This is a genomic window from Thermococcus coalescens (assembly GCF_055392585.1).
Window position 1 is genome coordinate 326,077 of record NZ_AP043764.1, and the last position, 22,385, is coordinate 348,461.

General features: G+C 55.3%; 31 protein-coding genes. 24 read left to right on the forward strand and 7 right to left on the reverse strand.

The genetic code is table 11. The features are described from left to right. Window positions 1-19 precede the first annotated feature (19 nt). The 12 genes from ACZ5M3_RS01855 (at window position 20) to ACZ5M3_RS01910 (ending at window position 7,981) form a co-directional block, all read left to right on the forward strand. A complete protein-coding gene (locus tag ACZ5M3_RS01855) occupies window positions 20-886 on the forward strand; it encodes a prenyltransferase/squalene oxidase repeat-containing protein (RefSeq protein ID WP_464840025.1) in 867 nt (288 codons plus the stop codon). 9 nt (window positions 887-895) lie between these two features. After that, entirely contained in the window at window positions 896-1,585 is a 690-nt protein-coding gene (locus ACZ5M3_RS01860) for a DUF6062 family protein (protein WP_464840026.1), read from the forward strand. Beyond that, complete coding sequence (locus ACZ5M3_RS01865) at window positions 1,576-1,878, forward strand: hypothetical protein (RefSeq protein WP_464840027.1); 303 nt, start codon at window positions 1,576-1,578, stop codon at window positions 1,876-1,878. Before ACZ5M3_RS01860 ends, ACZ5M3_RS01865 begins: the two co-directional genes overlap by 10 nt. Then, window positions 1,875-2,387 carry a hypothetical protein gene (locus ACZ5M3_RS01870; RefSeq protein ID WP_464840028.1) on the forward strand — a complete coding sequence of 171 codons (513 nt, stop codon included), beginning with the start codon at window positions 1,875-1,877 and terminating at the stop codon, window positions 2,385-2,387. Before ACZ5M3_RS01865 ends, ACZ5M3_RS01870 begins: the two co-directional genes overlap by 4 nt. A 204-nt stretch (window positions 2,388-2,591) precedes the next feature. Further along, complete coding sequence (gene crcB / locus ACZ5M3_RS01875) at window positions 2,592-2,963, forward strand: fluoride efflux transporter CrcB (protein ID WP_464840029.1); 372 nt, start codon at window positions 2,592-2,594, stop codon at window positions 2,961-2,963. A gap of 4 nt (window positions 2,964-2,967) precedes the next feature. Next, complete coding sequence (locus ACZ5M3_RS01880) at window positions 2,968-3,348, forward strand: DUF190 domain-containing protein (protein WP_464840030.1); 381 nt, start codon at window positions 2,968-2,970, stop codon at window positions 3,346-3,348. A 52-nt stretch (window positions 3,349-3,400) separates the two neighbouring features. After that, window positions 3,401-4,615 (forward strand): bifunctional phosphopantothenoylcysteine decarboxylase/phosphopantothenate--cysteine ligase CoaBC, encoded by a 1,215-nt coding sequence (gene coaBC / locus ACZ5M3_RS01885; protein WP_464840031.1) that lies wholly within the window; start codon window positions 3,401-3,403, stop codon window positions 4,613-4,615. Window positions 4,616-4,676: 61 nt separating this feature from the next. Continuing rightward, window positions 4,677-5,489, forward strand: a complete 813-nt coding sequence (locus ACZ5M3_RS01890) for a mechanosensitive ion channel family protein (protein ID WP_464840032.1) — start codon at window positions 4,677-4,679, stop codon at window positions 5,487-5,489. 87 nt (window positions 5,490-5,576) lie between these two features. After that, on the forward strand, window positions 5,577-6,299 hold the full coding sequence (locus ACZ5M3_RS01895) for a MinD/ParA family ATP-binding protein (protein WP_464840033.1): 723 nt from the start codon (window positions 5,577-5,579) through the stop codon (window positions 6,297-6,299). Window positions 6,300-6,350: 51 nt separating this feature from the next. Beyond that, window positions 6,351-7,031, forward strand: a complete 681-nt coding sequence (locus tag ACZ5M3_RS01900) for an aspartate/glutamate racemase family protein (protein WP_464841025.1) — start codon at window positions 6,351-6,353, stop codon at window positions 7,029-7,031. Window positions 7,032-7,071: 40 nt separating this feature from the next. Further along, window positions 7,072-7,365 (forward strand): MazG nucleotide pyrophosphohydrolase domain-containing protein, encoded by a 294-nt coding sequence (locus ACZ5M3_RS01905; protein ID WP_464840034.1) that lies wholly within the window; start codon window positions 7,072-7,074, stop codon window positions 7,363-7,365. A 31-nt stretch (window positions 7,366-7,396) separates the two neighbouring features. Next, complete coding sequence (locus ACZ5M3_RS01910) at window positions 7,397-7,981, forward strand: hypothetical protein (protein WP_464840035.1); 585 nt, start codon at window positions 7,397-7,399, stop codon at window positions 7,979-7,981. A gap of 14 nt (window positions 7,982-7,995) precedes the next feature. Here ACZ5M3_RS01910 and ACZ5M3_RS01915 read toward each other — a convergent pair whose 3' ends face one another. Then, on the reverse strand, window positions 7,996-8,217 hold the full coding sequence (locus tag ACZ5M3_RS01915) for a hypothetical protein (RefSeq protein WP_464840036.1): 222 nt from the start codon (window positions 8,215-8,217) through the stop codon (window positions 7,996-7,998). 127 nt (window positions 8,218-8,344) lie between these two features. On the opposite strand from ACZ5M3_RS01915, the gene ACZ5M3_RS01920 reads away from it, so the two are divergent. From ACZ5M3_RS01920 to ACZ5M3_RS01930, 3 genes are all read left to right on the forward strand, one after another. Further along, complete coding sequence (locus ACZ5M3_RS01920; RefSeq protein ID WP_464841026.1) at window positions 8,345-9,766, forward strand: TldD/PmbA family protein; 1,422 nt, start codon at window positions 8,345-8,347, stop codon at window positions 9,764-9,766. 10 nt (window positions 9,767-9,776) lie between these two features. Further along, window positions 9,777-11,099, forward strand: coding sequence for a TldD/PmbA family protein (locus ACZ5M3_RS01925; RefSeq protein WP_464840037.1), 1,323 nt, complete (start codon window positions 9,777-9,779; stop codon window positions 11,097-11,099). Between the two features lie 112 nt (window positions 11,100-11,211). Beyond that, window positions 11,212-12,492: an MFS transporter gene (locus tag ACZ5M3_RS01930; RefSeq protein WP_464840038.1), complete on the forward strand. Its 1,281-nt coding sequence runs from the start codon at window positions 11,212-11,214 to the stop codon at window positions 12,490-12,492. A gap of 10 nt (window positions 12,493-12,502) precedes the next feature. Here the strand turns inward: ACZ5M3_RS01930 and ACZ5M3_RS01935 are convergent, their stop codons facing one another. Genes ACZ5M3_RS01935 through cobB form a run of 6 tightly spaced genes read right to left on the reverse strand, consistent with a single transcriptional unit; the run spans window position 12,503 to window position 16,036 of the window. Further along, window positions 12,503-12,964 (reverse strand): COG2426 family protein, encoded by a 462-nt coding sequence (locus tag ACZ5M3_RS01935; RefSeq protein WP_464840039.1) that lies wholly within the window; start codon window positions 12,962-12,964, stop codon window positions 12,503-12,505. Beyond that, window positions 12,961-13,527: a phosphatase PAP2 family protein gene (locus ACZ5M3_RS01940; protein WP_464840040.1), complete on the reverse strand. Its 567-nt coding sequence runs from the start codon at window positions 13,525-13,527 to the stop codon at window positions 12,961-12,963. The genes ACZ5M3_RS01935 and ACZ5M3_RS01940 overlap by 4 nt, the downstream gene beginning before the upstream one ends. A gap of 44 nt (window positions 13,528-13,571) precedes the next feature. Further along, entirely contained in the window at window positions 13,572-14,153 is a 582-nt protein-coding gene (locus ACZ5M3_RS01945) for an ASCH domain-containing protein (protein WP_464840041.1), read from the reverse strand. Continuing rightward, window positions 14,110-14,838 carry a TIGR02253 family HAD-type hydrolase gene (locus ACZ5M3_RS01950; RefSeq protein WP_464840042.1) on the reverse strand — a complete coding sequence of 243 codons (729 nt, stop codon included), beginning with the start codon at window positions 14,836-14,838 and terminating at the stop codon, window positions 14,110-14,112. Before ACZ5M3_RS01950 ends, ACZ5M3_RS01945 begins: the two co-directional genes overlap by 44 nt. A gap of 35 nt (window positions 14,839-14,873) precedes the next feature. Further along, window positions 14,874-15,284: a DUF3783 domain-containing protein gene (locus tag ACZ5M3_RS01955; protein WP_464840043.1), complete on the reverse strand. Its 411-nt coding sequence runs from the start codon at window positions 15,282-15,284 to the stop codon at window positions 14,874-14,876. Beyond that, window positions 15,281-16,036, reverse strand: coding sequence for an NAD-dependent protein deacetylase (gene cobB / locus ACZ5M3_RS01960; protein WP_464840044.1), 756 nt, complete (start codon window positions 16,034-16,036; stop codon window positions 15,281-15,283). The genes ACZ5M3_RS01955 and cobB overlap by 4 nt, the downstream gene beginning before the upstream one ends. Before the next feature lie 147 nt (window positions 16,037-16,183). On the opposite strand from cobB, the gene ACZ5M3_RS01965 reads away from it, so the two are divergent. The 9 genes from ACZ5M3_RS01965 (at window position 16,184) to ACZ5M3_RS02005 (ending at window position 22,381) form a co-directional block, all read left to right on the forward strand. Continuing rightward, window positions 16,184-17,380: an aromatic amino acid transport family protein gene (locus ACZ5M3_RS01965; RefSeq protein ID WP_464840045.1), complete on the forward strand. Its 1,197-nt coding sequence runs from the start codon at window positions 16,184-16,186 to the stop codon at window positions 17,378-17,380. A 121-nt stretch (window positions 17,381-17,501) separates the two neighbouring features. Continuing rightward, complete coding sequence (gene glyA, locus ACZ5M3_RS01970) at window positions 17,502-18,791, forward strand: serine hydroxymethyltransferase (RefSeq protein WP_464840046.1); 1,290 nt, start codon at window positions 17,502-17,504, stop codon at window positions 18,789-18,791. 311 nt (window positions 18,792-19,102) lie between these two features. Next, window positions 19,103-19,543: an immunoglobulin-like domain-containing protein gene (locus ACZ5M3_RS01975; protein WP_464840047.1), complete on the forward strand. Its 441-nt coding sequence runs from the start codon at window positions 19,103-19,105 to the stop codon at window positions 19,541-19,543. Between the two features lie 25 nt (window positions 19,544-19,568). Next, complete coding sequence (locus ACZ5M3_RS01980) at window positions 19,569-20,045, forward strand: immunoglobulin-like domain-containing protein (protein ID WP_464840048.1); 477 nt, start codon at window positions 19,569-19,571, stop codon at window positions 20,043-20,045. Then, window positions 20,042-20,470: an immunoglobulin-like domain-containing protein gene (locus ACZ5M3_RS01985; RefSeq protein ID WP_464840049.1), complete on the forward strand. Its 429-nt coding sequence runs from the start codon at window positions 20,042-20,044 to the stop codon at window positions 20,468-20,470. Before ACZ5M3_RS01980 ends, ACZ5M3_RS01985 begins: the two co-directional genes overlap by 4 nt. Before the next feature lie 62 nt (window positions 20,471-20,532). Continuing rightward, complete coding sequence (locus tag ACZ5M3_RS01990) at window positions 20,533-20,865, forward strand: transcription factor S (protein ID WP_464840050.1); 333 nt, start codon at window positions 20,533-20,535, stop codon at window positions 20,863-20,865. Beyond that, window positions 20,862-21,026, forward strand: a complete 165-nt coding sequence (locus ACZ5M3_RS01995) for a hypothetical protein (RefSeq protein ID WP_297092461.1) — start codon at window positions 20,862-20,864, stop codon at window positions 21,024-21,026. The genes ACZ5M3_RS01990 and ACZ5M3_RS01995 overlap by 4 nt, the downstream gene beginning before the upstream one ends. A gap of 2 nt (window positions 21,027-21,028) precedes the next feature. After that, on the forward strand, window positions 21,029-21,778 hold the full coding sequence (locus tag ACZ5M3_RS02000) for a DNA polymerase sliding clamp (protein ID WP_297092458.1): 750 nt from the start codon (window positions 21,029-21,031) through the stop codon (window positions 21,776-21,778). A 36-nt stretch (window positions 21,779-21,814) separates the two neighbouring features. After that, window positions 21,815-22,381 (forward strand): DNA replication complex subunit Gins51, encoded by a 567-nt coding sequence (locus ACZ5M3_RS02005; protein WP_464840051.1) that lies wholly within the window; start codon window positions 21,815-21,817, stop codon window positions 22,379-22,381. Window positions 22,382-22,385: the final 4 nt, after the last annotated feature.

The window sequence follows — 22,385 nt, forward strand, 5'->3', positions numbered from 1 at the left end:
AACTTGGGGAGGCGGTAGAATGGGCTCGAAGCTTTATGAAATTGGAAGGTTCGTTAACGTTGATCTCATCATCAGGTATACAGAGGAGAGGCGCCATGAGGACGGAGGATACTGTTTTGTCAGTGTCCTCAACGACACCAACGTCAACGACACGTATTACGCCGTAAAAATCCACAATCTCCTGGGTCTGGAGGTTCCAGAGAAGGAAAAGACCATCGAATTCTTTGAAAACGCAATACAGCCCCAGACGGCGGTCGTTGCGATAGCCATGGCCATGGAAGGTCTGGCGATCCTCGGTGCAAAGGACGTGGCGATGAAGCATGTGGACATAATCTTTACCAAGTACAGCCCCCTGGAGGACAGGTTCGCCGTGGGTCTGGGCGGGAGCGAGGAGTTTGGAACGGCAACACCGCTGGAGGCAACGTACTGGGTCGTCAAGGCATTTAAGGCCATAGGCTACCGCTTTGACAGTGAAACAAGGGAGAAAATAAGGGAATTCGTAATGCGCTTCAGGAACGGGAACGGGTTCGGGGTGAAGCAACCAACGACAACGATGACGTATCAGGCGCTCTATACCCTGAACGCCCTTGGATACAGGCCGCCAAAGAGCCCCCACTTTAGAAACTGCGAGCTCTGCGGCGACTGGGGCGGGTTCACGGAGGTTCCCTACAGCCTTCCACCGTACCTTGAGCCGACGTTCTACGCGACGAGGGGTCTGGAACTGCAGGGAGAGAGGCCAAGCTGTCCTAAGAGGCACGTAAGGTTCATCCGGACACTCCAGAACCCCAACGGCGGCTTCAGGCGTTCGCTGGAACTGGGCATTTCAAACTTCCAGAACACGTATAGGGCCCTGGCGGTACTGGATTTCATGAAGAGATTCATCTGAGTGGTAGGCATGGACTTGATAGGTATGTACCTAAGGGACGCCCTCGGAGAGGGCTGTCCCGTCTGCAGAACACTCCACAAATACGAGGAGTCCGAGATAGACACGATACTGTATGAGCACGTGAACAACCCGGGCGTGAGGGAGAAGTTCAAGGAGAGTCTCGGTCTCTGCACCTACCACGCATGGAAGACCCTGGGAAAAGCGTATTCGGAACCGCTGCTGGGGCCGCTGGGTGTGGCCATAATCTACGAGCACATGCTCAGGACGTACATAACGTACCTTGAGCGGGGCGAGACTCCGGAGGAGGGAGAATGCTTCCTCTGCAGGCTTATGGAGGAGAAGGAGAGAAGCACGGTAGAGGCGTTTGCGGAAAGGGTCGAAGAGCTCCTCCCCGAATACGAGCGCTCCGAATCGGTACTTTGCAGGCATCATTACAGAATGCTCCTTCAAATTCTCCAGCGGGAGAATCCCACTGCGGCTGAAAGGCTGAAGAGGGTCCATATTGAAAAGCTGAGGATACTCAGGGAAAGGCTTGGTGCGTTCATTGACAAGTTCGACTACAGGGCCAGGGAGCGGCCAACGAAGGAGGAGATATCGGCACTTCCGCTGACGATAGAAGCCCTGAAGGGTCTTGAAACGGGCGTGACAGTGAAGAGAACCGGCAACAAAAAGTCAAGGAGGGTGTTCCCGTGGAGATAGAGGTCACAAACGAGGAACTGAAGGCCATAAGGGATAACAAGCACGAGATAGAGAGAAGGTTCCGAGACCTGGAGGGGCTGGAGAGGACGCTCAGGGTTCTGAAGCTCCGCCTCCTTCTCGAAGGAAAGGACAGGGTGGAGAAAAAGCTTGCTGAGATGAGGGCAAGCTATGCCGAACTCGTGGAGTTTGAAAAGATGGCAAAGCGGGACAAGGAATTTCTGATGGCATTCCGGAAAGAGCTCAGCGAGGAGAACAAGAGGCTTAGAGCGGAGCTGGAGGCCATGAAGAAATGAAGATCACGGTAAGGCCAAAGAGGGGCTGGCGACGGGTAACGTTCAAGATTGCGGACGGGACCTTTGAGAAAATTAGGGAACTCTGTGAACGCTACGATTTCCGGGTTGAGGAGGCGATCAGGATAATCCTCCTGCACGGCTACATTGATGACGATCCCAAGGCCAACGAGACGACGTTTAAAAAGCTCCAGGAGGAGATAGCTCGGCTTGATGGGGAGCTCTACGAGCTGGAAGGCAAATGGTCCCCCCTAAAGTTCCGCTCATACTATATTGCAATGGACAACCAGAACCTTGCGATACAGCTTTCGGCTATGATCGCCGAGAACAAACGACTCCGGGAACACCTGGGGCTTCCGAAGAGGGACTACAGCGAAGTCGAGGAGAAGATACACTACTACCTCAACTTCGGCGGAAAAAATGAGGAAAGCCCAAACCAGAAGCTTTCTGTGGAGAATAGAGGGATCCAGAACTCCGGCCGCGAACCTCCCAACCAGTGCCACCACAGTTGAAGTGGCCTGCACATCCGACCAACCACAGTGGACTCAAAACAGGTCCCCAGGAGAACAGGAATGAATACCAGAGGGAACGTCAGTACGAAGGGAAAACGACTATGGAAGAGGTTGGGATCCCTATCTCGACATCCCAAAATCTTAAGTAGGGGTCGCACGACGCACCCCGGGGAAACGGGAAGGCCAGAACGCAGGGTGAGAAAAATGAACGTCAGGATAATTGCCGCAATAATGCTCGGTGGGGCCTTGGGCGCGCTGGCGAGGTTCTATATCTCAGGTATACTTCCGGTTTACAGGGACTTTCCAGTTGGAACCCTCCTCGTAAACAGCATAGCCAGCCTGATTCTGGGTTATCTGTACGGCCTGCTCTTCTGGGTCATAGGCATCTCAACCGAGTGGAGGCTCTTCTTTGGAACGGGCTTCTGCGGGGCACTAAGCACTTTTTCGACGTTCTCCTACGAGACTTTTTCACTCCTGCGCGAGAGGGAGTACTCTTTGGCCCTTCTGAACATCTCGGCAAACGTTATAATCACAATAGGCCTAATATTCCTCGGGTTTGTCCTTGCAAGGAGGTGATCTTGTGGTTGAAGTCGAGCACTGGAACACGCTTCGCCTTCGCATCTACATAGGTGAGAACGACCGCTTTAATGGAAAGCCCCTCTACAAGGCGATAGTGGAGAAGCTCCGCAGGATGGGCATCGCCGGTGCGACCGTCTACCGGGGCATCTACGGGTTCGGCAAGAAGAGCAGGGTTCACTCGGCTGACGTTATGAGGCTCTCGGCAGACCTGCCCATCATAATAGAGGCCGTTGACAGGGGGCACAAAATCGAGAAGGCCATAGGAGAGATAAAACCAATGATACGAGATGGAATGATAACGGTCGAGCCGACGATAGTCGTGTGGGTGGGAACGAAGGAAGAGGTGAGCAAGTTCGAAGATGACGCCGTGAGGGAGCTCTGAACCTCCTAAGTATTATATATGAGTTAGTGCAACCCCTTCTGGAGGTGCCATCATGCTTCACCATGTTAAGCTTATTCACGCCACCAAGAGCCGGAAGCTTCTCGGGAAGAAAATCGTTCTTGCAATTCCGGGCAGTATAGCAGCTGTGGAGTGCGTCAAGCTCGCGAGGGAGCTGATAAGGCACGGTGCAGAGGTACACGCCGTCATGAGCGAAAACGCCACCAAGATAATCCACCCCTACGCGATGGAGTTCGCCACCGGGAATCCGGTCGTGACGGAGATTACAGGCTTCATAGAGCACGTCGAGCTCGCCGGGGAGCACGAGAACAAGGCCGACCTGATCCTCGTCTGCCCCGCCACTGCCAATACGATAGGAAAAATCGCCTGCGGCATAGACGACACGCCCGTTACGACCGTCGTGACAACGGCCTTCGCCCACACGCCCATCATGATTGCCCCGGCGATGCATTCCAGCATGTACGAGCACCCGATCGTCGTTCAGAACATTGAGAAGCTCAAAGAACTCGGCGTCGAGTTCATAGGGCCGAGATTCGAGGAGGGCAAAGCCAAGGTTGCGACGACGGAAGAGATAGTCTACCGCGTGATCAGGAAACTCCACCCAAAAACGCTCGAAGGAAAGCGCGTTCTCGTAACGGCCGGTGCGACTAGGGAGTACATAGACCCCATCCGCTACATCACGAACGCGAGCAGCGGCAGGATGGGAGTGGCCGTAGCGGAGGAAGCCGACTTCAGGGGGGCCGAGGTAACGCTCATCAGGACGAAGGGGAGTGTTCCGAGCTTCGTGGAGAACCAGATTGAGGTCGAGACCGTCGAGGAGATGCTCCGGGCGATAGAGAACGAGCTGAGGTCTAAAAAATACGATATCGTCGTCCTCGCAGCGGCGGTCAGCGACTTTCGCGTTAAGGAAAAGGCCAGCGTGAAGATAAAGAGCGGAAAAACCCTAACCCTTGAGCTTGAACCAACGCCGAAGATAATAGACAGGATAAAGGAACTCCAGCCGGACGTTTTTCTGGTCGGGTTCAAGGCAGAGACCGGTCTGAGTGATGAAGAACTCGTTAGAGAAGCAAGGAAACAAATCGAACGGGCAGGAAGTGACCTCGTTGTGGCCAACACGCTCAGCGCCTTTGGCAGCGAGGAGAACGAGGTCGTTCTCGTGGGCAGGGACTTCACCAAGAAACTGCCCAGAATGAGCAAACGCGAACTGGCCGAGAGGATCTTTGATGAGATAATTTCAATACTTGGCTGAAAAGGAAAAGCCTTTTCTGCACTTTAACCAACTTTTTTTGAAAACTATTCGGGGTGATACCATGGCGGCTCTGAATGAGCCCCTTTCATACATAGGGATTACACCGTTCCAGATAATCTCCGCGCTGATTATTCTGGTGGCCGGTTACGTTGTGTCGAAGATTCTGATCTCGCTCTTCAAAAAGGGCATGGGGGGGACAAAGCTCCCACCTCTTGTGATGGAGTTCCTTGCCAGGTTCCTGTCGATACTCCTGTACCTCACTGTCATAATAGTAGCCCTAGGTGCGGTAGGGATCTCCGTATCCCCGCTCATCCTCGGCCTCTCGGCCGTCGTGGGCTTGATTTTGGGCCTTGGCCTGCAGGATACCCTCACGAACCTCGCAGCAGGAGTCTGGATCGCCGCACTCAGACCGATAGACATTGACGAGGTTGTTGAAGTTTCCGGCCAGGTTGGAAAGGTCAGCGGCATTGGTTTGATGTCAACGGTACTCATGACGCCGGACAACAGGATAATAACCATACCCAACAAGCTCGTCTGGGGCAGCATAATTGTAAACTACACGAGGATGCCCACCCGGAGGGTTGATGTGGACATAGGCGTCGCCTACGGAACAGACCTCGACAGGGCGATAAAGCTGGTGATGAACCTAATGAAAAACCATCCCAAGGTTCTCGATGATCCTGAACCGGGAGTTGTGATAACAGCCCTTGCCGATTCGTCGATAAACCTCCAGCTCCGCGCCTGGGTCAGGACAGAGGACTACTGGGAGGTAAGAGGCGACCTGACAAAGGGCATCTACGAGCTCTACACCACGGAAGGAATCGAGATTCCCTTCCCGCAGCTCGACGTTCACGTGAGGGAGATGCCCAAGTGACACCACAGTTCTGGGCAATCAAGAAAGATTTTTGAACTTTGCCGCCCAGTTTTATTATTGTCAGGAACCGTTACAGAGTGAGCCGGGATGGTGGTAATAGGGATAACCGGCTTTGAGGGCAGTGGAAAGACCGCCCTGACTGCAAATATTGGGGCATGCTTAGCCATGAGAGGCGTCAGGACTCTTCTCATCGACGCCGACCTGTACTTTCCAAACCTTGCGTTCCAGTTCGGGGTCACACCGAAGTACACCATCCACTCCTATCTTGAGAACCTCCGGATGGATCTGGAATGGCTGACGTACCCCTATCTGGAAATCAAGAACCTCCACCTTCTCCTCGGCGACCCAAACGCCCCCATCAGACACAGACTGTCGTTTAAAGGCCTCACCACACTAATTGAATACTTCAAAAGTGCATACGGTGCGGTTCTTGTTGACTTTCCATCGGGGCTTCCGATAGACGCCCACCCCCTCGTTTCCGAGCTTGATTACCAGGTACTGGTCATAGACCCCAGCACAGTCCCCCTGAGGAATCTCAACGACTGGGTGGATTCGGCAATCAGAAAGTTCCTTCATCTCGGGATCGAGGACTTCTGGGTTATACTCAACAGGCCTCTTATACCTGAGAAAAACCTCGAAGCCCTGGAAAAGTTCATCTCAGAGGAACTGGAGGTCCCGCTCCTTGGAACGGTCCCTTATGACCCCTCCATCCTGGAGGGCACGTACAACGGCATCCCCATATGCGCCTGGAGGGATGAGCTGGGAGTCATAACCAAGCTTTCCTACACGTTTGAAGAAATTTTCTTTTAACCTTCCGAAAGCCTGATAAACCCGGAAAACTCCCTCACTTTGGTGGTTCTTATGAAGAAGATAGGCATAATCGGCGGAACCAGCCCCGAGGCAACGTGTTATTACTACAAGAAATACCTGGAGATAAGCCGCGAAAAGTTCGAGCCCTACGTCTTCCCCGAACTGATAATCTACTCGATAAACTTCAAGGAATTCATCCACAACCCTAACGGCTGGGAGGGGAGGAAGGAGATACTCATAAACGCCGCCAGAGCGCTTGAGAGGGCGGGGGCAGAGATAATATCCCTATCGGCCAACACCCCGCACATAGTCTTCCCCGACGTTCAGGGCGCCATCGGCGTTCCAATGGTGAGCATAATAGATGCGCTTATCGAGGAAATGAAGAGGAGGGGCGTTAAGAAGGTTCTCCTCCTCGGCACCAAGACGACGATGACCGCGGACTTCTACAAAAACGCCCTCCGCGAGGCAGGTTTCGAGGTGGTCACTCCCAGTGAGGAGGAGATGGACGAGCTCCACAGGATAATCACCGAGGAGCTGATGTTCGAGAACTTCGCCAGCAGGGGCTGGGTGCTCGACCTCATCAACCGCTACATAGAGCGGGAAAACATCGAGGGAGTGATCCTTGGCTGCACCGAGCTGCCGCTGATAGTCAAATCCGGCGACGTTCCAGCGGAGGTCTTCGACACGGTGGAGATACACATGAGGAAGCTCATCGAAGTTGCGAGCGAGTGATTTTTAAGCCCCTTTCTTCCCCTTCTTTCGGGTGGGAGAGATGAAGATCAGTGAATTCCAAGAGATGATCAGGGAAATCTACTTCCACAAGGACTCGAAGAGGGGAGTGGATAAAACCTTTCTCTGGTTCGTCGAGGAAGTGGGGGAGCTGAGCGAGGCGATAAGGAAGAACGACCGGAAGGCTATGGAGGAGGAGTTCGCCGACGTTTTGGCCTGGCTCGCTAGTTTGGCGAACCTCCTCGACATCGACATAGAAGAAGCCGCCAAGAAGAAGTATCCCGGCGTCTGCCCCTACTGCGGGAAGAAGCCGTGCGAGTGCGAGGAGAAGTTTTAAATCCATTACCAAAATGTTTATGGGGATTAATGTGAGCGAGGAGGATAAATCCATAAACCTTGGAGATGTAAAACTTCTAGTTAGAGAGCTCTTGGGATATGAACTGACTGACCGTGAGCTCAAAAGAGACCTCATGGAATGGCTCACATCTAAAGGCCTGAAACTCGATGATGTAAGGGTTAAAAAAGGTAGAAACTTCAGATACAGCCTCCCTGCAGAGTTCATTGAATATGAACTGAACCTCTGCAAGAAAAGATCTGAAAGGGCATCCCTAGAAAAAGAACTCTATGGAGAATTTCCCTTTTCGGCTCTCCATACGGGACGGATCAAAGAACTCATCGGCAAGTTCAACTCAAATCCCGACCACAAACTTTATCCCCTCGTAAAAGCCGCTCTGGAAAAGGCACTTGAGCTTAGGGGACCGCTTGCGGAAGCTCAACTTAGTATAGATTATGTCTGTTGGGGACTCTCTCACTCAACTCACCGATCAATAAAGTTCAGACCTACTGTTATTGTCACACTCAAGACAGGAGTTTTTATAATGGCACGATACTCCAGAGGGGGCATTGAGATCAAAACTGTTGAGAATCCGTTTGCAAGATTAAGTCTAGAATAGCCTTGCAAACTATTTTATGGGAATCCAACAGCCTCCTTCGCTTCCTCCCAGGGGATTCCGCTTTCTCTGGCTTCTTTTGACAGTCTCTCAAGCTCTTGAAGCTCTTCATCGGTAACCTCTTCCTCCTCAAGCTCCCGGATTTTTAGCTTGAGGAGCTCACCCTCTATCTCGTCCAGTTTTTTCCTCATGAGCTGGATGTCCCTGAGGATCAGGTCGATGTTTACGCTCTCGCTCATGCCCTCACCATGCTTTATTCTGCTTAAGAAAACTTAAAGATTGCGAGTCTTTTCGACCTCCATCTAAGCGAAAAGATTTTTATACTCCGGAGGGCACTATTCTATGCAGTAAACCGAGGTGATGTGCATGCATGAACTTGTAGAGTTCGCCGTTGAGAAGGCCCTCGAACTGGGGGCGAGCTACGCGGAGGCGCGCTTCGAGGAGAAGAACGGCACTTCTCTGGCAATGAAGAACGGCAACCCTGAAGGGCTGGAGATTCTGGCCGAGAGGGGCATGGGAATTCGTGTCCTCGTTAACGGGGGAATGGGTTTTGCATCAACCAACGTCCTAACGAAGGAGAGCGTGAGCGAGGCAGTCAAAAAGGCGATCAAGTTAGCGAAGGCGGCCTCCAGGGTGAGGAACGAGCCCATACGCTTCAGCGATGAGGACTTCCACGAAGTTTATTACGAGGTCAAAATGCGCAAGGACTTCCGCGACGTTTCTCCGGAGGAGAAGCTCGAACTCCTGAGAAAAATCGAGGAGGAGGTAAAGGCCACCGGCGTGAACGTGCCGATGCGCTACCTGGGCTACTCCGACCAGGTGTGGCACAAGATCACAGTCAACAGCGATGGAGCGTTCATCGAGAGCGTCATCCCCCGCGTCTCGACGATGTACAACCTTGTGGTGTTCGAGAACGGCCAGATGGAGCAGGCGCCCTTCGTTCAGAGGGCATTTTCCGGAGGGCTGGAGCTCATAGAGAAGGATGAGCCCTGGAACTGGGCGGCGAAGGATGTCCAGGCACTCAAGAGGCTCATCTACGAGGGCAAGAAGCCGCCGGAGGGAAAGGTTGACCTCGTGATAAGCCCCGAGGTGGCTGGGATAGCAGTCCACGAGAGCGTGGGTCATCCATACGAGGCCGACAGGATATTCGGAAGGGAAGCGGCCCAGGCTGGAGAGAGCTTCGTGAAACCGGACATGCTCGGCGAGAGGATAGGGAGCGAGGTAGTTACGGTCATCGAAGACCCGACCCTGCCGAACAGCTGGGGCTTCTACCTCTACGACGACGAGGGCGTGAAGGCAAGGCCGCGCTACCTCATCAAGGACGGGATAATCACCGAGTTCCTCACCAACAGGGAATACGCGGCCAAGCTCGGCCAGAGGTCAAACGCCTCCGCGAGGGCCATAAACTACAACCGCGAGCCGATTGTGAGAATGGCCAACACCTATCTGGCTCCAGGCGATTACTCCTTCGAGGAGCTGATTGAAGATGTGAAGCTCGGCGTCTACATGGTGAGCTTCAACGAGTGGAACATCGACGATAGAAGATATCAGCAGAGGTACATCGGCAGGGAGGCATACCTCATCGAGAACGGCGAGATAAAGCACCCGGTCAGGAGGCCCATCCTTGAAATAACGACGAGGGCACTGTGGAGCAGCGTTGACGCGGTGGGGAAGGAGGTCGCCTTCTACCCCGGAACCTGCGGCAAGGGTGAGCCGGGACAGGGCGTCCCTGTCTGGATGGGCGGTGCCCACGCGAGACTGCGCGATATACCCCTGAGGAGGCCGTGAGGTGGTGGAGATGTTCGACGTTAATGAGTTCATTTTGAAGAAGGCTAAGGAGCTCGGCTTCGGCGACGTCGTCGTCCTCGGCTACGAGACCAACAGGAGGCAGGTCCGCTTCGCCAACAACGAGATAACCATCGCCAAGAACTGGCACGAGAGGAAGGTCGAGCTCTTCGTGGAGCTGGAGAAGCGCGTTGCAGGAACGACGATAACCGAGCTGAGCGAGGAGAACATTGAGCGGACACTCAAAACGCTCCTCTCCAACATGAAGGGCATGGCCCCAAAGGAGGACTACAACGGCATAGCCGAGGGGCCGTTCGAGTACAAGGACATCCCCGAGACCTTCGACAAGGCGATAGTTGAGCTCGACGAGCCGAACGAGTATGTTGAAACTGCCATTAGTGCGGCCCTTGAGGAGGGAGCTAAGCGTGTCGCCGGTGTTCTCTACACCGACCACAACAAAATCTACCTCACGACGAGCAACGGCGTTGAGGCTTTCGACGAGGGGACGGGCATAGAGATAAGCGTTCGCGCCTTCATCGGCGACCTTGAGAGCGGCCACGGGACGAACTCGGTTCGCGTTCTCAAGAAGTTCGACCCCGAGAGCGCGGGCAGAAAGGCCGGCGAGATTGCGAGCCTAGCGAGAAACCCGGAGCAGGGGCCTGAAGGGAAGTTCGACGTCATCTTTGACCCGTTAGCGTTTGCCAACCTGCTCAGCTACATGAGCTTCATGACCTCTGCCTACGCCGCCGAGGCCGGATTCAGCTTCCTGGTGAACAAGCTCGGCCAGAAGGTCGCGAACGAGATGGTGACGATAAAGGACGCTGGCAACATGCCCAACGGCTACGGAAGCAGGAAGTTCGACGACGAGGGCGTCCCGACAAGGGAGACGACCATAATTGAAAACGGAACCTTCAAAACGTTCCTCCTCAACACGAGCATGGCGAGGAAGTACGGGGCTGAGACAACGGCCAACGCCGGCCTGATAATGCCGCACGCGTGGAACATCGTCCTTGAGCCGGGCGACTACTCAAAGGAAGAGCTGTTCAGCGAGGTTAAGAAGGGCATCTACATAACCAACGTCTGGTACACGCGCTTCCAGAACTACGTTGCGGGGGACTTCTCGACCATCCCGAGGGACGGAATATTCCTCGTCGAGAACGGAGAGCTGAAGCCAATTAGAAACATCCGCGTCAGCGACAACTTCCAGCACATACTGGAGAGCATCGCGGCCCTTGGAAAGGACCCCTACCACATCCACTGGTGGGAGGTCAGAACGCCGGTCTCGACGCCCTACGTTCTTGTGAAGGACGTCGGGATAACGAGGGCAACGAAGTAAGTCTCCGCCCAGTCTTCTTTCTTTTAATCCTTCTCCCCGCTAGGACTTGAGGAGCAAAACCCTGAAAATGCTTAAAACTTCCTCCACATTTACAAAGAGCGGGGGTGGGAAAATGGAGGCCATCGAAAACTCCCGGTTGAATAAGTTCCACTACACGCTCTTAGCCGTCCTCGGGACGGTGTGGGCGTTCATAGCGGTGAACACAATCTCGGCGGGGTTCGTCATAGCCCTGCTCAAGAACGACCCGGCATTTCAGGGGAGCCTGACGAAGCTCGGCTCCCTCGGCTCGGCGGCACTCTTCGGAATGCTCTTCGGGGCGTGGCTCTTCGGCTACGCCGCCGACAGGATAGGGAGGAAAAGGACGCTGGTTCTCGCGGTCTCGACCTTCTCGCTCGGCTCGATAATAAGCTCCTTCGCCGGCAACCTCGACCAGCTCATAGTCCTCCGCTTCATCGTCGGCCTCGGCCTCGGCGGTTCGCTTCCCGTCGCGAGCTCCTACTTCGCCGAGTTCATGCCCCGCTCGGTTAGGGGGGCGATGATCTCAATCCTTGAGAGCTTCTGGGCTGTTGGAACGATAATAATCGGCGTCGTGGCTTTGCTCGTCAGGGCCGACTGGAGGAGCATACTCCTCTTCGGCGGGGCGATAATCCTGATCCTGCCGCTCCTGCTCACGCTCCCGGAGTCGCCCCGTTACCTGCTCATCAAGGGAAGGGTTAAAGAGGCCGAGGAGACCCTCAGGAAGATATTCGGCGTCAAAGTGAAGCTTGAGGAGGTTAAAAAGGGCAGAAAAGCCTCCGTGGGAGACCTCTGGAGGCGCTATGGTAAAACGACGCTCATGCTGACCATCGCCTGGTTCAGCATAGCCTTCGCCTACTACGGCTTCTTCATCTGGCTGCCGAGGTTCCTCTCCGCGACGCTTGGCATAACGGTCTTCAGGAGCTTCCAGTACTTCATAATAACGGCCGTTGCCCAGCTTCCCGGCTACTGGAGTGCCGCCTACCTTCTCGAAAGGATCGGCAGGAAGAAGACGCTCTCCTACTACCTCCTGCTTTCTGGAATAGCGGGAGTCGGCTTCTACCTCGCGGCCAGTTCGGGCAACGAGGGGGCGATAATAGCGAGCGCTATAGCCTTCAGCTTCTTCAACCTCGGAGCCTGGGGTGCGATATACGCCTACACGCCGGAGCTCTACCCGACTGAGGTCAGGGGCACCGGAACCGGCTGGGCAGGGGCGATGGCGAGGATAGGCGGCGGCATAGCCCCGATACTGGCGGGGAGGATAATGGAAGTCGGAAACGCGGCCATGGCCGTGCTGGTCATTGCCGTGGTTGCCATAATCGGTGCACTGGACGTGCTGGCCCTGGGAGAGGAGACGATGGGGAGGGAGCTCGTCTGATTTTCCCTTTTTATCCCAACAGCCCCAGTGCCGGGAGCAGGGTTATCGCCATGCTCAGGAGCCCGCCGAGGACTAAGGCGGGGACGGTCTGTCTCTTTTCTATTCCCAGCAGGTAGGCCGCTAAAGCCCCCGTCCAGACGCCCGTCCCCGGGAGGGGTATCGCCACAAATATCGTCAGCCCTATGAAGCCCCACCTCTCGACGTAGGGGTGGGCCTTCTTTCTGACCCGCTCGATGTAGTGGAGGTAGAGGCGTGCCACCTTCCTGAGGGGCGTTCCTTCCAGCCAGAGCATCAGCCTGTCTATGTAGGGCAGAACAGCCGGGAGGACGAGTGAGAGGGTTAAAACGCCGAGGGAAGCTGCCAGAAGGGTCTCCCAGAGAGGATATCCCCTTCCAATGCCGTAGACTATGGCGTAGCGGCCCTCGAAGGTTGGAATCAGCGAGAGCAGGAAGACCTCAAGGAAACCGTTCATTCAGGCTTCACCCCAATGAGCGATTTCAGCAGAAGGTAGAGCCAGGGGGCAAAGAGCAGGCTGAAGAGGACGTCACTGAACCAGTGATAGTGGAGGAAGAGCCTAGTAAGGGCTATTCCGACGGCGTAGGCCCAGGCGAGGGGGGCGTACTTCCTCCAGCGGTCGGAGGCGTAGGCGGCTATTATCGCCGCCCTGAAAGCGTGGCCGGAGGGGAAGGCGTAGCCCCCTATTCCTAGCTCGTATGGTCTGGGCCGGGGTTTTGCAAAGAGAAACTTAAGCGCACCAACGGCGGCAAGGCCGACGGCAGCGGCGAGAATGAAAACCAGCGTGTTCCGGGAAACCCTGCCGTTCTCCCTCCACTCGGTCAGGAGGGCAAAGGGCACGAAGAGCGCCAGGAATACGTCGCCTCCAAGCGCCGTCAGAAAGTTCATGAGGGGGGTGTCTATCAGCGGAAGCTTTGAGTTGACCCATGCGTTTATTCCAAGGAACGCGCCGCTGGCCTCAAGAACCAGCACCGCGATGACCGCAATGGTCAGAGAGAGGGAGTTCTTCTCCAGCTTCATGGCACTTTAAGAAGGTGAAACCGGTAAAAAAGCTTTTCCATGGTCTAAATAATCCCCGCCCCGTAGAGTGCGTGGTAGGTCTTGAGGAGGGCCCCCTGGACTTTTTTCGGCCCGAAGGTTCTCACGGCCCTTCCGAGGCCTTCATTGTAGATGCGGCGCATTATGAAGTCCGTCTCGCGGTTGAGGTTGAGCTTCTCCCGGTTCTCAAGGTAGAGGCGCGCTATTTCAGCCGGCTCGCGGTAGTTGAGTCCTTTGAGCCATTTGAGGGGAATACCGTCGTCAAAGCGCTTGACGACCTCAAAACCTATTACCGTGACCTCATCGTCGCCGTAGAGCTCGCCGTAGATTTTGTTCAGCTCACGGAGGAGTCCCTTGACGTCGGAGAAGCCGTCGAGTTTGGCGTCTTCGTTGGTCAGCTCCCTGACCTTCTTCTTTTCAACGCGGGTTATCCTGACCTTCGCTATGGCGGTGTCGCTGGGGGTCACGACGAGGTATATTTCGCTCCCCGGCTTCGCCTCGTAGTCCCCGTAGCGTATCGTGGTGACCTTGTCCCCCCTGAGTATCCTCGACTTGTAGGCTGAGTCAATCAGCATGAACTTCCTTATCTGGACGCTCTTCCTCTTCAAGGTTCAGCCCCCTGACTATATCCAGGACGTCCTCAAGCCTCTCCACTGTAAAGTCAGCGTACTCAAGGTATTCCAGCTCCCTGTCAGCGTATTTGCCGTATTTAAACCATGCAGTCTTCATGCCCACCTGCTTGGCGCCGTAGATGTCGGAATAGAGCCTGTCGCCCACCATCATGGCCTCGCCGGGTTCGACGTCCATCTTCCTCAGGGCTTTCTGGAATATCTTGGGGTGCGGCTTCTTGACGCCGAGGTAGTCGGAAATGAAGACGCCGTCGAAGTAGTCGTCCAGTTCGAGACGGATTATCTTCTCCCACTGCTTTATCGGGTCGCCATCTGTGATTATGCCAAGCTTGTAGCCGGACTTCTTTAGCTCAAGGAGGAGCCTCCTGACGCCGCGGACGCTCTTCAGGTAGGCGAACTTGGTGTTGTGGTACGCTATTACCCCCGCGGCGACCCACTTGGGATTGTTTGGTAGGTCGAGCCTCCTTAGGAGGTAGTCGAAGTGCCTGCTGAAGTTGCTTCCGTATTCGTTTATCAGCTCAAGGAGCTCATGGTAGGCAGTGTCAAAGTCAACGGGGAGACCGTGACGTATCATGTTCTCTATGGCGTTCTTCCTCGCCATCTCCGCCAGCCTGCTCGTGTCAACAAGCGTGTCATCCAGGTCAAAGAACACGACCTTTATCATCCCTTCACCCACCGCACTCTACTCGCTCAAGATATTTAACCCTTCCCGATGTCGAGGAAGGGGCCCTTTCTTTTCTCGGCCTCCTCCCGTGCCCAGCGCATGGCCTTGAAGTACTCGTCCTCGGCCATCAGCTCGTTTAGGAGGTCTTCAAGCCTCCAGGTGATGGAGGTATCGGTCGTTGTTGCGAATATCACCCTGCCGAGGTTGAGGGCCTTGACGGAGCGGATCACCTCCTTCAGCGTTTCGTTGTCAAGGCCGTGCATTATCACGAACTTTCTCAGGTGCCAGTAGCTCGAACCGCTCAGCTTCTCTGCCTTTTCAACGACCTCACCCACCACCCAGTCCCTGCAGTACTCCGGAACTTCAAAGACCGGAACCTGGAGAACCTCCCGGAGCGCCTTGACCTCCTCCCGGGGAAAACCTATCAGAAGAACCTTCCCGCTCATCCTACCAACACCCCGATCCTGCTCATCAGCTTTTCCATCGCCTCCCCCGCCGGGCAGCGCAGGAACACATCGGCTATAGGCGTTATCCCGCTCTCGTCGGGGTTTATCTCGATGACCTTTCCGCCCGTTTCCTTCACTATCTGGGGGATGTACGCGGCAGGGTAAACGACACCGCTCGTACCTATGACCAGAACAACGTCCGCCCTCTCGGCGAGCCTGAACGCCTCGTCAAGGGCCTTCCTCGGGAGCGGCTCTCCGAACCACACGACGTCCGGACGGAGAAGCGAGCCGCAGTCGGGACATCGGGGGAGGTCTTTCTCCGCCAGGAACTCATCCAAGCGTCCGCTTTCCTTCAGGTCTTCCCTGTAGCCGCAGGAGGTGCACTTCACCCTGAAGATGCTGCCGTGGAGCTCGATGAGGTTTTTCGTTCCCGCCTCGCGGTGCAGGTCGTCCACGTTCTGGGTGATGACGGCCTTCAGGATCCCCATACGCTCAAGCTCAGCCAGAGCATAGTGGGCCCTGTTCGGCCTGGCCTTCCGTATCAAACCCATGCGCCATCTGTAGAACTCCCAGACGAGGTAGGAGTCCTTTCGAAATGCCTCGGGCGTTGCGAGCTCCTCCGGGCGGTGCTTCTTCCACAGTCCGTTGAAGCCCCTGAAGGTTGGGACGCCGCTCTCGGCGCTGATTCCGGCACCGGTAAACGCTATGGCGAACCTCGAACGGGCCAAGAGTTTGGCAGCCTCCTCTATCATGTTCCCACCTACTCGGATATCCTTAAAAACCCTGCCCGGTCTTGAGCCTTCTCCGGCCTTAAACCGAATAATCTTTGAAGCGGGACTCAAGTTTTCGTGGGAGGGTTTAAATTGTATTCATGAATACATTTGAGTGGGGGTGAGGGAATGCCAGTGGCCGATGGAACGCCGAGAAAAAAGATTACCACATCATACGGCCGCTACTACGCCGAGAGACAGGCGCTGGCGAGGAGGAAAAAGCTCCGGAAAAGGGCCGCACTCATACAGCTGATGAGGAAGGGAAAGGGAGCTGTGGCAATAAGAACGACCACTATACGGGTTGAAAAGAGGCACATAACAAAGAACGAGGCTCTCGCCATACTCGTTGGCACCCAGATAGGCGCCGGTGTACTGGGACTCCCCTACGCGGCCAGCAAAGTGGGCCTGATTCCCGCGATGGCGGTTCTCCTTGGTGTCATGCTTCTGATGCTCGCAACGGCCTTTATAGTGCTCAAGTTCAGCGCCGAGATGGGTGGGGCCCAGATGAGCACCATGGCCAACAGAATACTTGGAAAGGCCGGCGGCTGGCTGATGTACGTCAGCATATTCATAATGAGCTTTGGGGCACTTCTGGCGTACATAGCGGGTATGGGAAGCGTTTTCGCCAGTCTCTTTGGGGTCAGCGACACGGTCGGGGCGGCGATATTCTGGGTGCTTGCATCCTTTGTCGTCTACCGCGGGCTTGAGGCGAGCGGAAAGACCGAGCTGATAATGAGCTACGTAATGCTCGTCCTCTTCATGGGTGTCACACTGATGCTCCTCCCCCACGCCGAACTCGACAACGGCCTGTACACCGAGCTCGGGGGGATACTGAGCATAACCGGCGTCGCCATCTTCGCCCTCGGCTGCCACACCATAATCCCCGACGTTTACAAGGGACTCGGAAGCTACGAGGACACCAAAAGGGTCACCGTGCTCGCCTTCCTTATACCCACGGCCGTCTATGCGGTCTTCATGGCGGCCTTCCTGCTGGTCTTCGGAAGGAACACGCCCCAGATAGCCACGCAGGGACTTGAACTGCTCTACGGCCACCTTGGTAAGGCAGTTGGAAACCTCATCCCGCTACTCGCGATAACGACGAGCTACATAGGCATAGCACTAGCCCAGCAGAGCAACAGCGAGGAGTTTGTGAAGCTGGGCAGAAAAGCGGCATGGGTCCTAACGGTGGTTCCGCCGGCGGCTATCTACTTCGCCGGTGTCAGGAACTTCGCCGACGTGCTGGCCTTCGCCGGCGACACGGGGGACATGCTGGCCTTTATAGTACTGCCGATTCTCATGTGGCTGGCGGTGAAACTCCGCCGCTGATTCTCTCATTTTTAAGCCCACGCACCCTGGTGATATCGGCACACTGTCCTTTTCTGTACACGTGAACAGATGCGGTAAGGTTTATATTCCCGGCGTTCAAACCCCCATCGAGGTGTTTCCCATGGCTGAAGGATACAAGGCTTACCGCGACAGGGTTCTGAACTTTCTGGAGGAGCATGAGAAGTGGAGGAGCCACACAATAAACCTCATAGCAAGTGAAAACGTGACCTCCCCCAGCGTTACTCGCGCCGTTAAGAGCGGGTTCATGCACAAGTACGCCGAGGGCTGGCCGAGACAGCGCTACTATCAGGGATGTAAGTATGTTGACGAGGTCGAGCTCATCGGTGTCGAACTCTTCACCAAGCTCTTCGGAAGCGACTTTGCTGACCTCAGGCCGATTTCTGGAACCAACGCCAACCAGGCCGCTTTCTTCGGGCTCACCCAGCCAGGCGACAGGGCCATCGTTCTCCACACCAGCCACGGCGGGCATATAAGCCACATGCCCTTCGGTGCCGCCGGAATGCGCGGGCTTGAAGTCCACACCTGGCCCTTCGACAACGATGAATTCAACATTGACGTTGATAAGGCCGCCCAGCTCATCCGCGAGCTTGAGCCCAAGATAGTCGTGTTCGGTGGCTCGCTCTTCCCGTTCCCGCACCCGGTCAAGGAGCTCGCCTCAGTGGCCAAGGAGGTCGGCGCCTATGTCATGTACGACGCTGCCCACGTTCTCGGCCTCATCGCCGGAAAGCAGTTCCAGGACCCGCTCCGCGAGGGCGTTGACATAATCACCGCCTCGACCCACAAGACCTTCCCGGGACCGCAGGGTGGAATAATCCTCTACAAGCGCTTTGGCGAGACCGAGGAGATAGCCAAGCTCCAGTGGGCCATCTTCCCCGGTGTGCTGAGCAACCACCACCTCCACCACATGGCCGGAAAGGTCGTTACCGCCGCTGAGATGCTTGAGTACGGTGAGCGCTATGCGGCCCAGATAGTCAAGAACGCGAAGGCCTTGGCGGAGGCAATGGCCGAGGAGGGCTTCAAGGTCATCGGCGAGGACAAGGGCTACACCGAGAGCCACCAGGTCATCGTCGATGTCTCAGACCTCCACCCGGCCGCAGGTGGTTGGGCTGCCCCGCTCCTCGAAGAGGCCGGCATAATCCTCAACAAGAACCTCCTGCCCTGGGACCCGCTTGAGAAGGTCAACGAGCCGAGCGGCCTGCGCATAGGCGTCCAGGAGATGACCCGCGTTGGAATGATGGAGGACGACATGAAGGAGATAGCGAGGTTCATCAGGCGCGTCCTCGTCGACAGGGAGGATCCGAAGAAGGTCGAGCGCGACGTCTACTACTTCAGGATGAACTTCCAGAGGGTCTACTACTCCTTCGACTACGGCCTGCCGCTCAGAGAGTGAATCTCCAACTATCTTCTTTTTTATCGGTTACTTTTCAAGCTGAAACTTGATATCCCGGGACTGGAACAACAAACTCCGCTTTCTCACCAAAATTGGAAAAATTCCGCTGGAGCATGTTTTAGAAAAGGTTATAAACAGCCTTTTCCAGCCAATTAAGGCGGTGTCGGCCTTCCAATGATGGGTGTGTTTTGTATGACGCCGCCCCCCTCAAATAAGAGGCTAAAATAAGATGGATGCAATCACTTCCATTCATTTTGAAGCGTTGGCAACCGTTAAGAACATCGGGAACAACTTTTCTATGGGGGAAAGCCATGAGGAAGATAGTTCCCGTCTTGCTTATAGTCCTGCTGGTTCCGGTTGGATACTTCCTTGCCTCCTCAAACGGAAGCACCGCCATCGACGGAGACACGGGAAAGGTTCCACCGGGACAGGGGATAAAGGTGGTGCTCGACAGAACGGTTTATTCACCAGACGATACACTGACTTTGAAGGTAACAAACGGCGAAAGCGTCAATGCCACGACCGGCTATGCCTTTGCCCTCTACCGCCTGGAAAACGGTGAGTGGAGGGAACTCAAGCTCAACCTGGCCTTTATTGAGATAGCAGTCATAATCAAACCCGGAGAGAGCTGGGAGCAGAAGGTGGACCTCTCGCGGCTCAGCCTTGAACCGGGGCACTACAAGATAGTCAAGGAGGTCTACCTTGAGGGCACGAAGGTTAAGGTCGGGGCTGAGTTCGACATCAAGGAATAAAGAAGGGCGCTTCCGGGGACGGGTCATGAGGGACGGAGTCTTTCTGGCCTTTCTTATATTTCTTACGGGCATCACGATAGTCCTTTACGCGGGACTGGGTGCCGATACCGGGGACTCTCCGGCAGAGACGGGGGCTATCCTTAAACTCGACAAAACCGTTTACAGACCCGGCGAAAGCCTTGTCCTGACAATAAGGAACACCGGGAGCGAGACGCTTCTCGTGGGCTCTTTTTACAGGCTTTACCACTGGGAAGACGGGAGATGGAAAGGACTCGACCTCGGGTTCTCGTTCACGGCCATAGGCTACACAATACCTCCCGGAGGCAGCTGGAGCCAGACCGTGCCCCTCGTCATACACGTCCCTGAGGGTACTCCAGGAAAGCTTGAACCGCTTCCACCCGGCAGGTACAGGATTGTAAAGACCGTGACCATCGACCGGGGGCGCTGTGGGAGCAGGAGCGGCGAGATGGAGCTTTCAGCCGAGTTCGAGGTGGTCGGATGAGGTGGAGGGGGAGCGCTGGAATCGCTGTCCTGATACTCCTCGTCCGGGGACTAACCGGACCTCACTTTACAACGGATCTCGACAAGCGCACGTATCTGCCCGGAGAAGAGCCTGAACTGACCATAAGAAATGTCGGTCTAACACCCATATACTTCGGCCAGCCCTACACCCTGTACCGCAGGGAGGACGGAAGGTGGGCTCGTATCAAGCAGGGCTTCTTCTTCAACGCCCGCCTGTATGACGTGCTCCCCTTCGGCTCGTGGAGGCAGAAGATAACCCTGAAATACCTTCCGGAGAACGAAAGCCCAGGAGACTTCCCCCAGCTTTACGACCTCCCACCAGGGAAATACAAGCTCGTCAAGGAGGTCTGCGGCTGGCCGCTGGGCTGCACGAACGTGAGTGTGGAGTTTGAGATTCTTGGCTGAGTTTGGCAAAACTTTTTATTCTCCTCCTACATACCGAACCCTCGGCTAAAGGGGTGAGAAAGATGAAGTTCTGTCCAGAGTGCGGTAACCTGATGCTCCCGGATCGAAAAAGAAAGGTGTGGATCTGCCGCTCATGTGGCCACGAAGAGCCTTTTGATGAACAGAAGGACAGGGAGAAGACTGTCATAAAGCAGAAGGTCGACCACAAGCCGGATGAGGGCATTATCGTCGTCGAGCAGGACGTCAGGACCCTGCCCACCACCAAGGTCACCTGTCCGAAGTGCGGCAACGATACGGCCTACTGGTGGGAGCTCCAGACAAGGGCCGGTGATGAGCCGAGCACGATATTCTACAAGTGCACCAAGTGCGGCCACGTCTGGAGGTCTTACGAGTGAGGGAACTGGAACGTGAAACCCTCAGAAAGCTCGCGGAGAAGGCCCTGAAGGAGCTTGAGGAGGCCTACAGGAGGATACCCGATACCGACAACGGAAAAGCTTATTTATTCCGCGGCAAAGAAAGGGTTAGGCTGATGCTCGATATATTAAAGGAGGGGTAAAGATGCCGTTCGAGATAGTTTTTGATGGTGCCAAGGATTTCGCCGATCTTATAGCCACCGCAAGCAACCTCATTGACGAGGCGGCCTTCAAGATAACCGAGGAAGGAATTGGAATGCGCGCGATGGATCCGAGCAGGGTCGTTCTCATAGACCTCAACCTCCCGGAGAGCATCTTCTCCAAGTACGAGGTTGAGGAAGAAGAGACCATAGGAATCAACATGGATCACTTCAAGAAGATACTCAAGCGCGGCAAGAACAAGGACACACTCATTCTCAGAAAGGGCGACGAGAACTTCCTTGAGGTAACCTTTGAGGGAACCGCCAAGAGAACCTTCAAGCTCCCGCTTATCGAGGTGGAGGAGCTCGAACTTGACCTTCCGGAGCTCCCCTTCACCGCCAAGGTTGTCGTCCTCGGTGAGGTTCTCAAGGAGGCAGTTAAGGACGCCTCACTCGTCAGCGACGCCCTCAAGTTCATCGCAACCGAGAACGAGTTCACCATGAAGGCTGAAGGCGAGACCAATGAGGTTGAGATAAAGCTCACCCTTGAGGACGAGGGGCTTCTCGACCTCGAAGTTGAGGAGGACACCAAGAGCGCCTATGGAATCAGCTACCTCGCGGACATGATAAAGGGCATCGGCAAGGCCGATGAGGTTATAATCCGCTTCGGCAACGAGATGCCCCTCCAGATGGAGTACCCGATAAGGGACGAGGGCAAGCTGATATTCCTCCTCGCTCCTCGCGTTGAGGACTGATTTCTTTTTTCTCCAATTTCCTAGGCTGGTGGGAGCGTGGACATCGTCAAGCTCAGGGAGCTGCTTGAGGGGGAACTTTCCTCTCAGGAACTGACCAGACTAGACGGAGAGTTCTACCGCGAGTTCGACAGCCTCATCAAGGCCCTAAAGCTCAGTGCAGAGAGCTCCCGAGAGAGGGGCGAGGATGTGGAGGAGAGGCTCTACCTGGCCCAGCTCAGCATAGCGGAGAAGCTCATGCGCGAGATAATCAAAATCAGGCTCCATAAAATCGTTGACCTCGCCGTAGAAGGGGTCCCCCACGGCATGACCGAGGAGGAAAAGCGGATTTTCACAATACTCCGGGCCTTCATAGAGCGTGAAGAGCTGCCGGAAGTTCCTGAAAAGGCCGTTGAAGTTAAGGAAGAGGCAGCGGAGAAAGAAGTTCCCAAAAAGAGGGTGCCCAAAGAAGCCTACATAATCAAGATCGACCTGCCAAGGATACTCGACCCCGAGCTTAAGGAGTACGGTCCCTTCCGGGCCGGAGACCTCGTTATTATTCCCCGGAGCCTCGGAAAGGTTCTTGTAGAGCGGGAAGCTGCGGAAAGAATAAGGATTTCCCCGTGATGCC

Excerpts from the sequence above, each read along its gene's own strand:
- crcB (WP_464840029.1), top strand. The coding sequence starts at position 2,592 with ATGAACGTCAGGATAATTGCCGCAATAATGCTCGGTGGGGCCTTGGGC.
- ACZ5M3_RS01955 (WP_464840043.1), bottom strand. The coding sequence starts at position 15,284 with ATGAGCGGGAAGGTTCTTCTGATAGGTTTTCCCCGGGAGGAGGTCAAG.
- ACZ5M3_RS01855 (WP_464840025.1), top strand. The coding sequence starts at position 20 with ATGGGCTCGAAGCTTTATGAAATTGGAAGGTTCGTTAACGTTGATCTC.
- coaBC (WP_464840031.1), top strand. The coding sequence starts at position 3,401 with ATGCTTCACCATGTTAAGCTTATTCACGCCACCAAGAGCCGGAAGCTT.
- ACZ5M3_RS01940 (WP_464840040.1), bottom strand. The coding sequence starts at position 13,527 with ATGAAGCTGGAGAAGAACTCCCTCTCTCTGACCATTGCGGTCATCGCG.
- ACZ5M3_RS01950 (WP_464840042.1), bottom strand. The coding sequence starts at position 14,838 with ATGATAAAGGTCGTGTTCTTTGACCTGGATGACACGCTTGTTGACACG.
- glyA (WP_464840046.1), top strand. The coding sequence starts at position 17,502 with ATGGCTGAAGGATACAAGGCTTACCGCGACAGGGTTCTGAACTTTCTG.
- ACZ5M3_RS01985 (WP_464840049.1), top strand. The coding sequence starts at position 20,042 with ATGAGGTGGAGGGGGAGCGCTGGAATCGCTGTCCTGATACTCCTCGTC.
- ACZ5M3_RS01935 (WP_464840039.1), bottom strand. The coding sequence starts at position 12,964 with ATGAACGGTTTCCTTGAGGTCTTCCTGCTCTCGCTGATTCCAACCTTC.
- ACZ5M3_RS01930 (WP_464840038.1), top strand. The coding sequence starts at position 11,212 with ATGGAGGCCATCGAAAACTCCCGGTTGAATAAGTTCCACTACACGCTC.
- ACZ5M3_RS02000 (WP_297092458.1), top strand. The coding sequence starts at position 21,029 with ATGCCGTTCGAGATAGTTTTTGATGGTGCCAAGGATTTCGCCGATCTT.
- ACZ5M3_RS01990 (WP_464840050.1), top strand. The coding sequence starts at position 20,533 with ATGAAGTTCTGTCCAGAGTGCGGTAACCTGATGCTCCCGGATCGAAAA.
- cobB (WP_464840044.1), bottom strand. The coding sequence starts at position 16,036 with ATGATAGAGGAGGCTGCCAAACTCTTGGCCCGTTCGAGGTTCGCCATA.
- ACZ5M3_RS01920 (WP_464841026.1), top strand. The coding sequence starts at position 8,345 with ATGCATGAACTTGTAGAGTTCGCCGTTGAGAAGGCCCTCGAACTGGGG.
- ACZ5M3_RS01980 (WP_464840048.1), top strand. The coding sequence starts at position 19,569 with ATGAGGGACGGAGTCTTTCTGGCCTTTCTTATATTTCTTACGGGCATC.
- ACZ5M3_RS01900 (WP_464841025.1), top strand. The coding sequence starts at position 6,351 with ATGAAGAAGATAGGCATAATCGGCGGAACCAGCCCCGAGGCAACGTGT.
- ACZ5M3_RS01870 (WP_464840028.1), top strand. The coding sequence starts at position 1,875 with ATGAAGATCACGGTAAGGCCAAAGAGGGGCTGGCGACGGGTAACGTTC.
- ACZ5M3_RS01895 (WP_464840033.1), top strand. The coding sequence starts at position 5,577 with ATGGTGGTAATAGGGATAACCGGCTTTGAGGGCAGTGGAAAGACCGCC.
- ACZ5M3_RS01965 (WP_464840045.1), top strand. The coding sequence starts at position 16,184 with ATGCCAGTGGCCGATGGAACGCCGAGAAAAAAGATTACCACATCATAC.
- ACZ5M3_RS01975 (WP_464840047.1), top strand. The coding sequence starts at position 19,103 with ATGAGGAAGATAGTTCCCGTCTTGCTTATAGTCCTGCTGGTTCCGGTT.
- ACZ5M3_RS01925 (WP_464840037.1), top strand. The coding sequence starts at position 9,777 with ATGTTCGACGTTAATGAGTTCATTTTGAAGAAGGCTAAGGAGCTCGGC.
- ACZ5M3_RS01915 (WP_464840036.1), bottom strand. The coding sequence starts at position 8,217 with ATGAGCGAGAGCGTAAACATCGACCTGATCCTCAGGGACATCCAGCTC.
- ACZ5M3_RS01905 (WP_464840034.1), top strand. The coding sequence starts at position 7,072 with ATGAAGATCAGTGAATTCCAAGAGATGATCAGGGAAATCTACTTCCAC.
- ACZ5M3_RS01890 (WP_464840032.1), top strand. The coding sequence starts at position 4,677 with ATGGCGGCTCTGAATGAGCCCCTTTCATACATAGGGATTACACCGTTC.
- ACZ5M3_RS01860 (WP_464840026.1), top strand. The coding sequence starts at position 896 with ATGGACTTGATAGGTATGTACCTAAGGGACGCCCTCGGAGAGGGCTGT.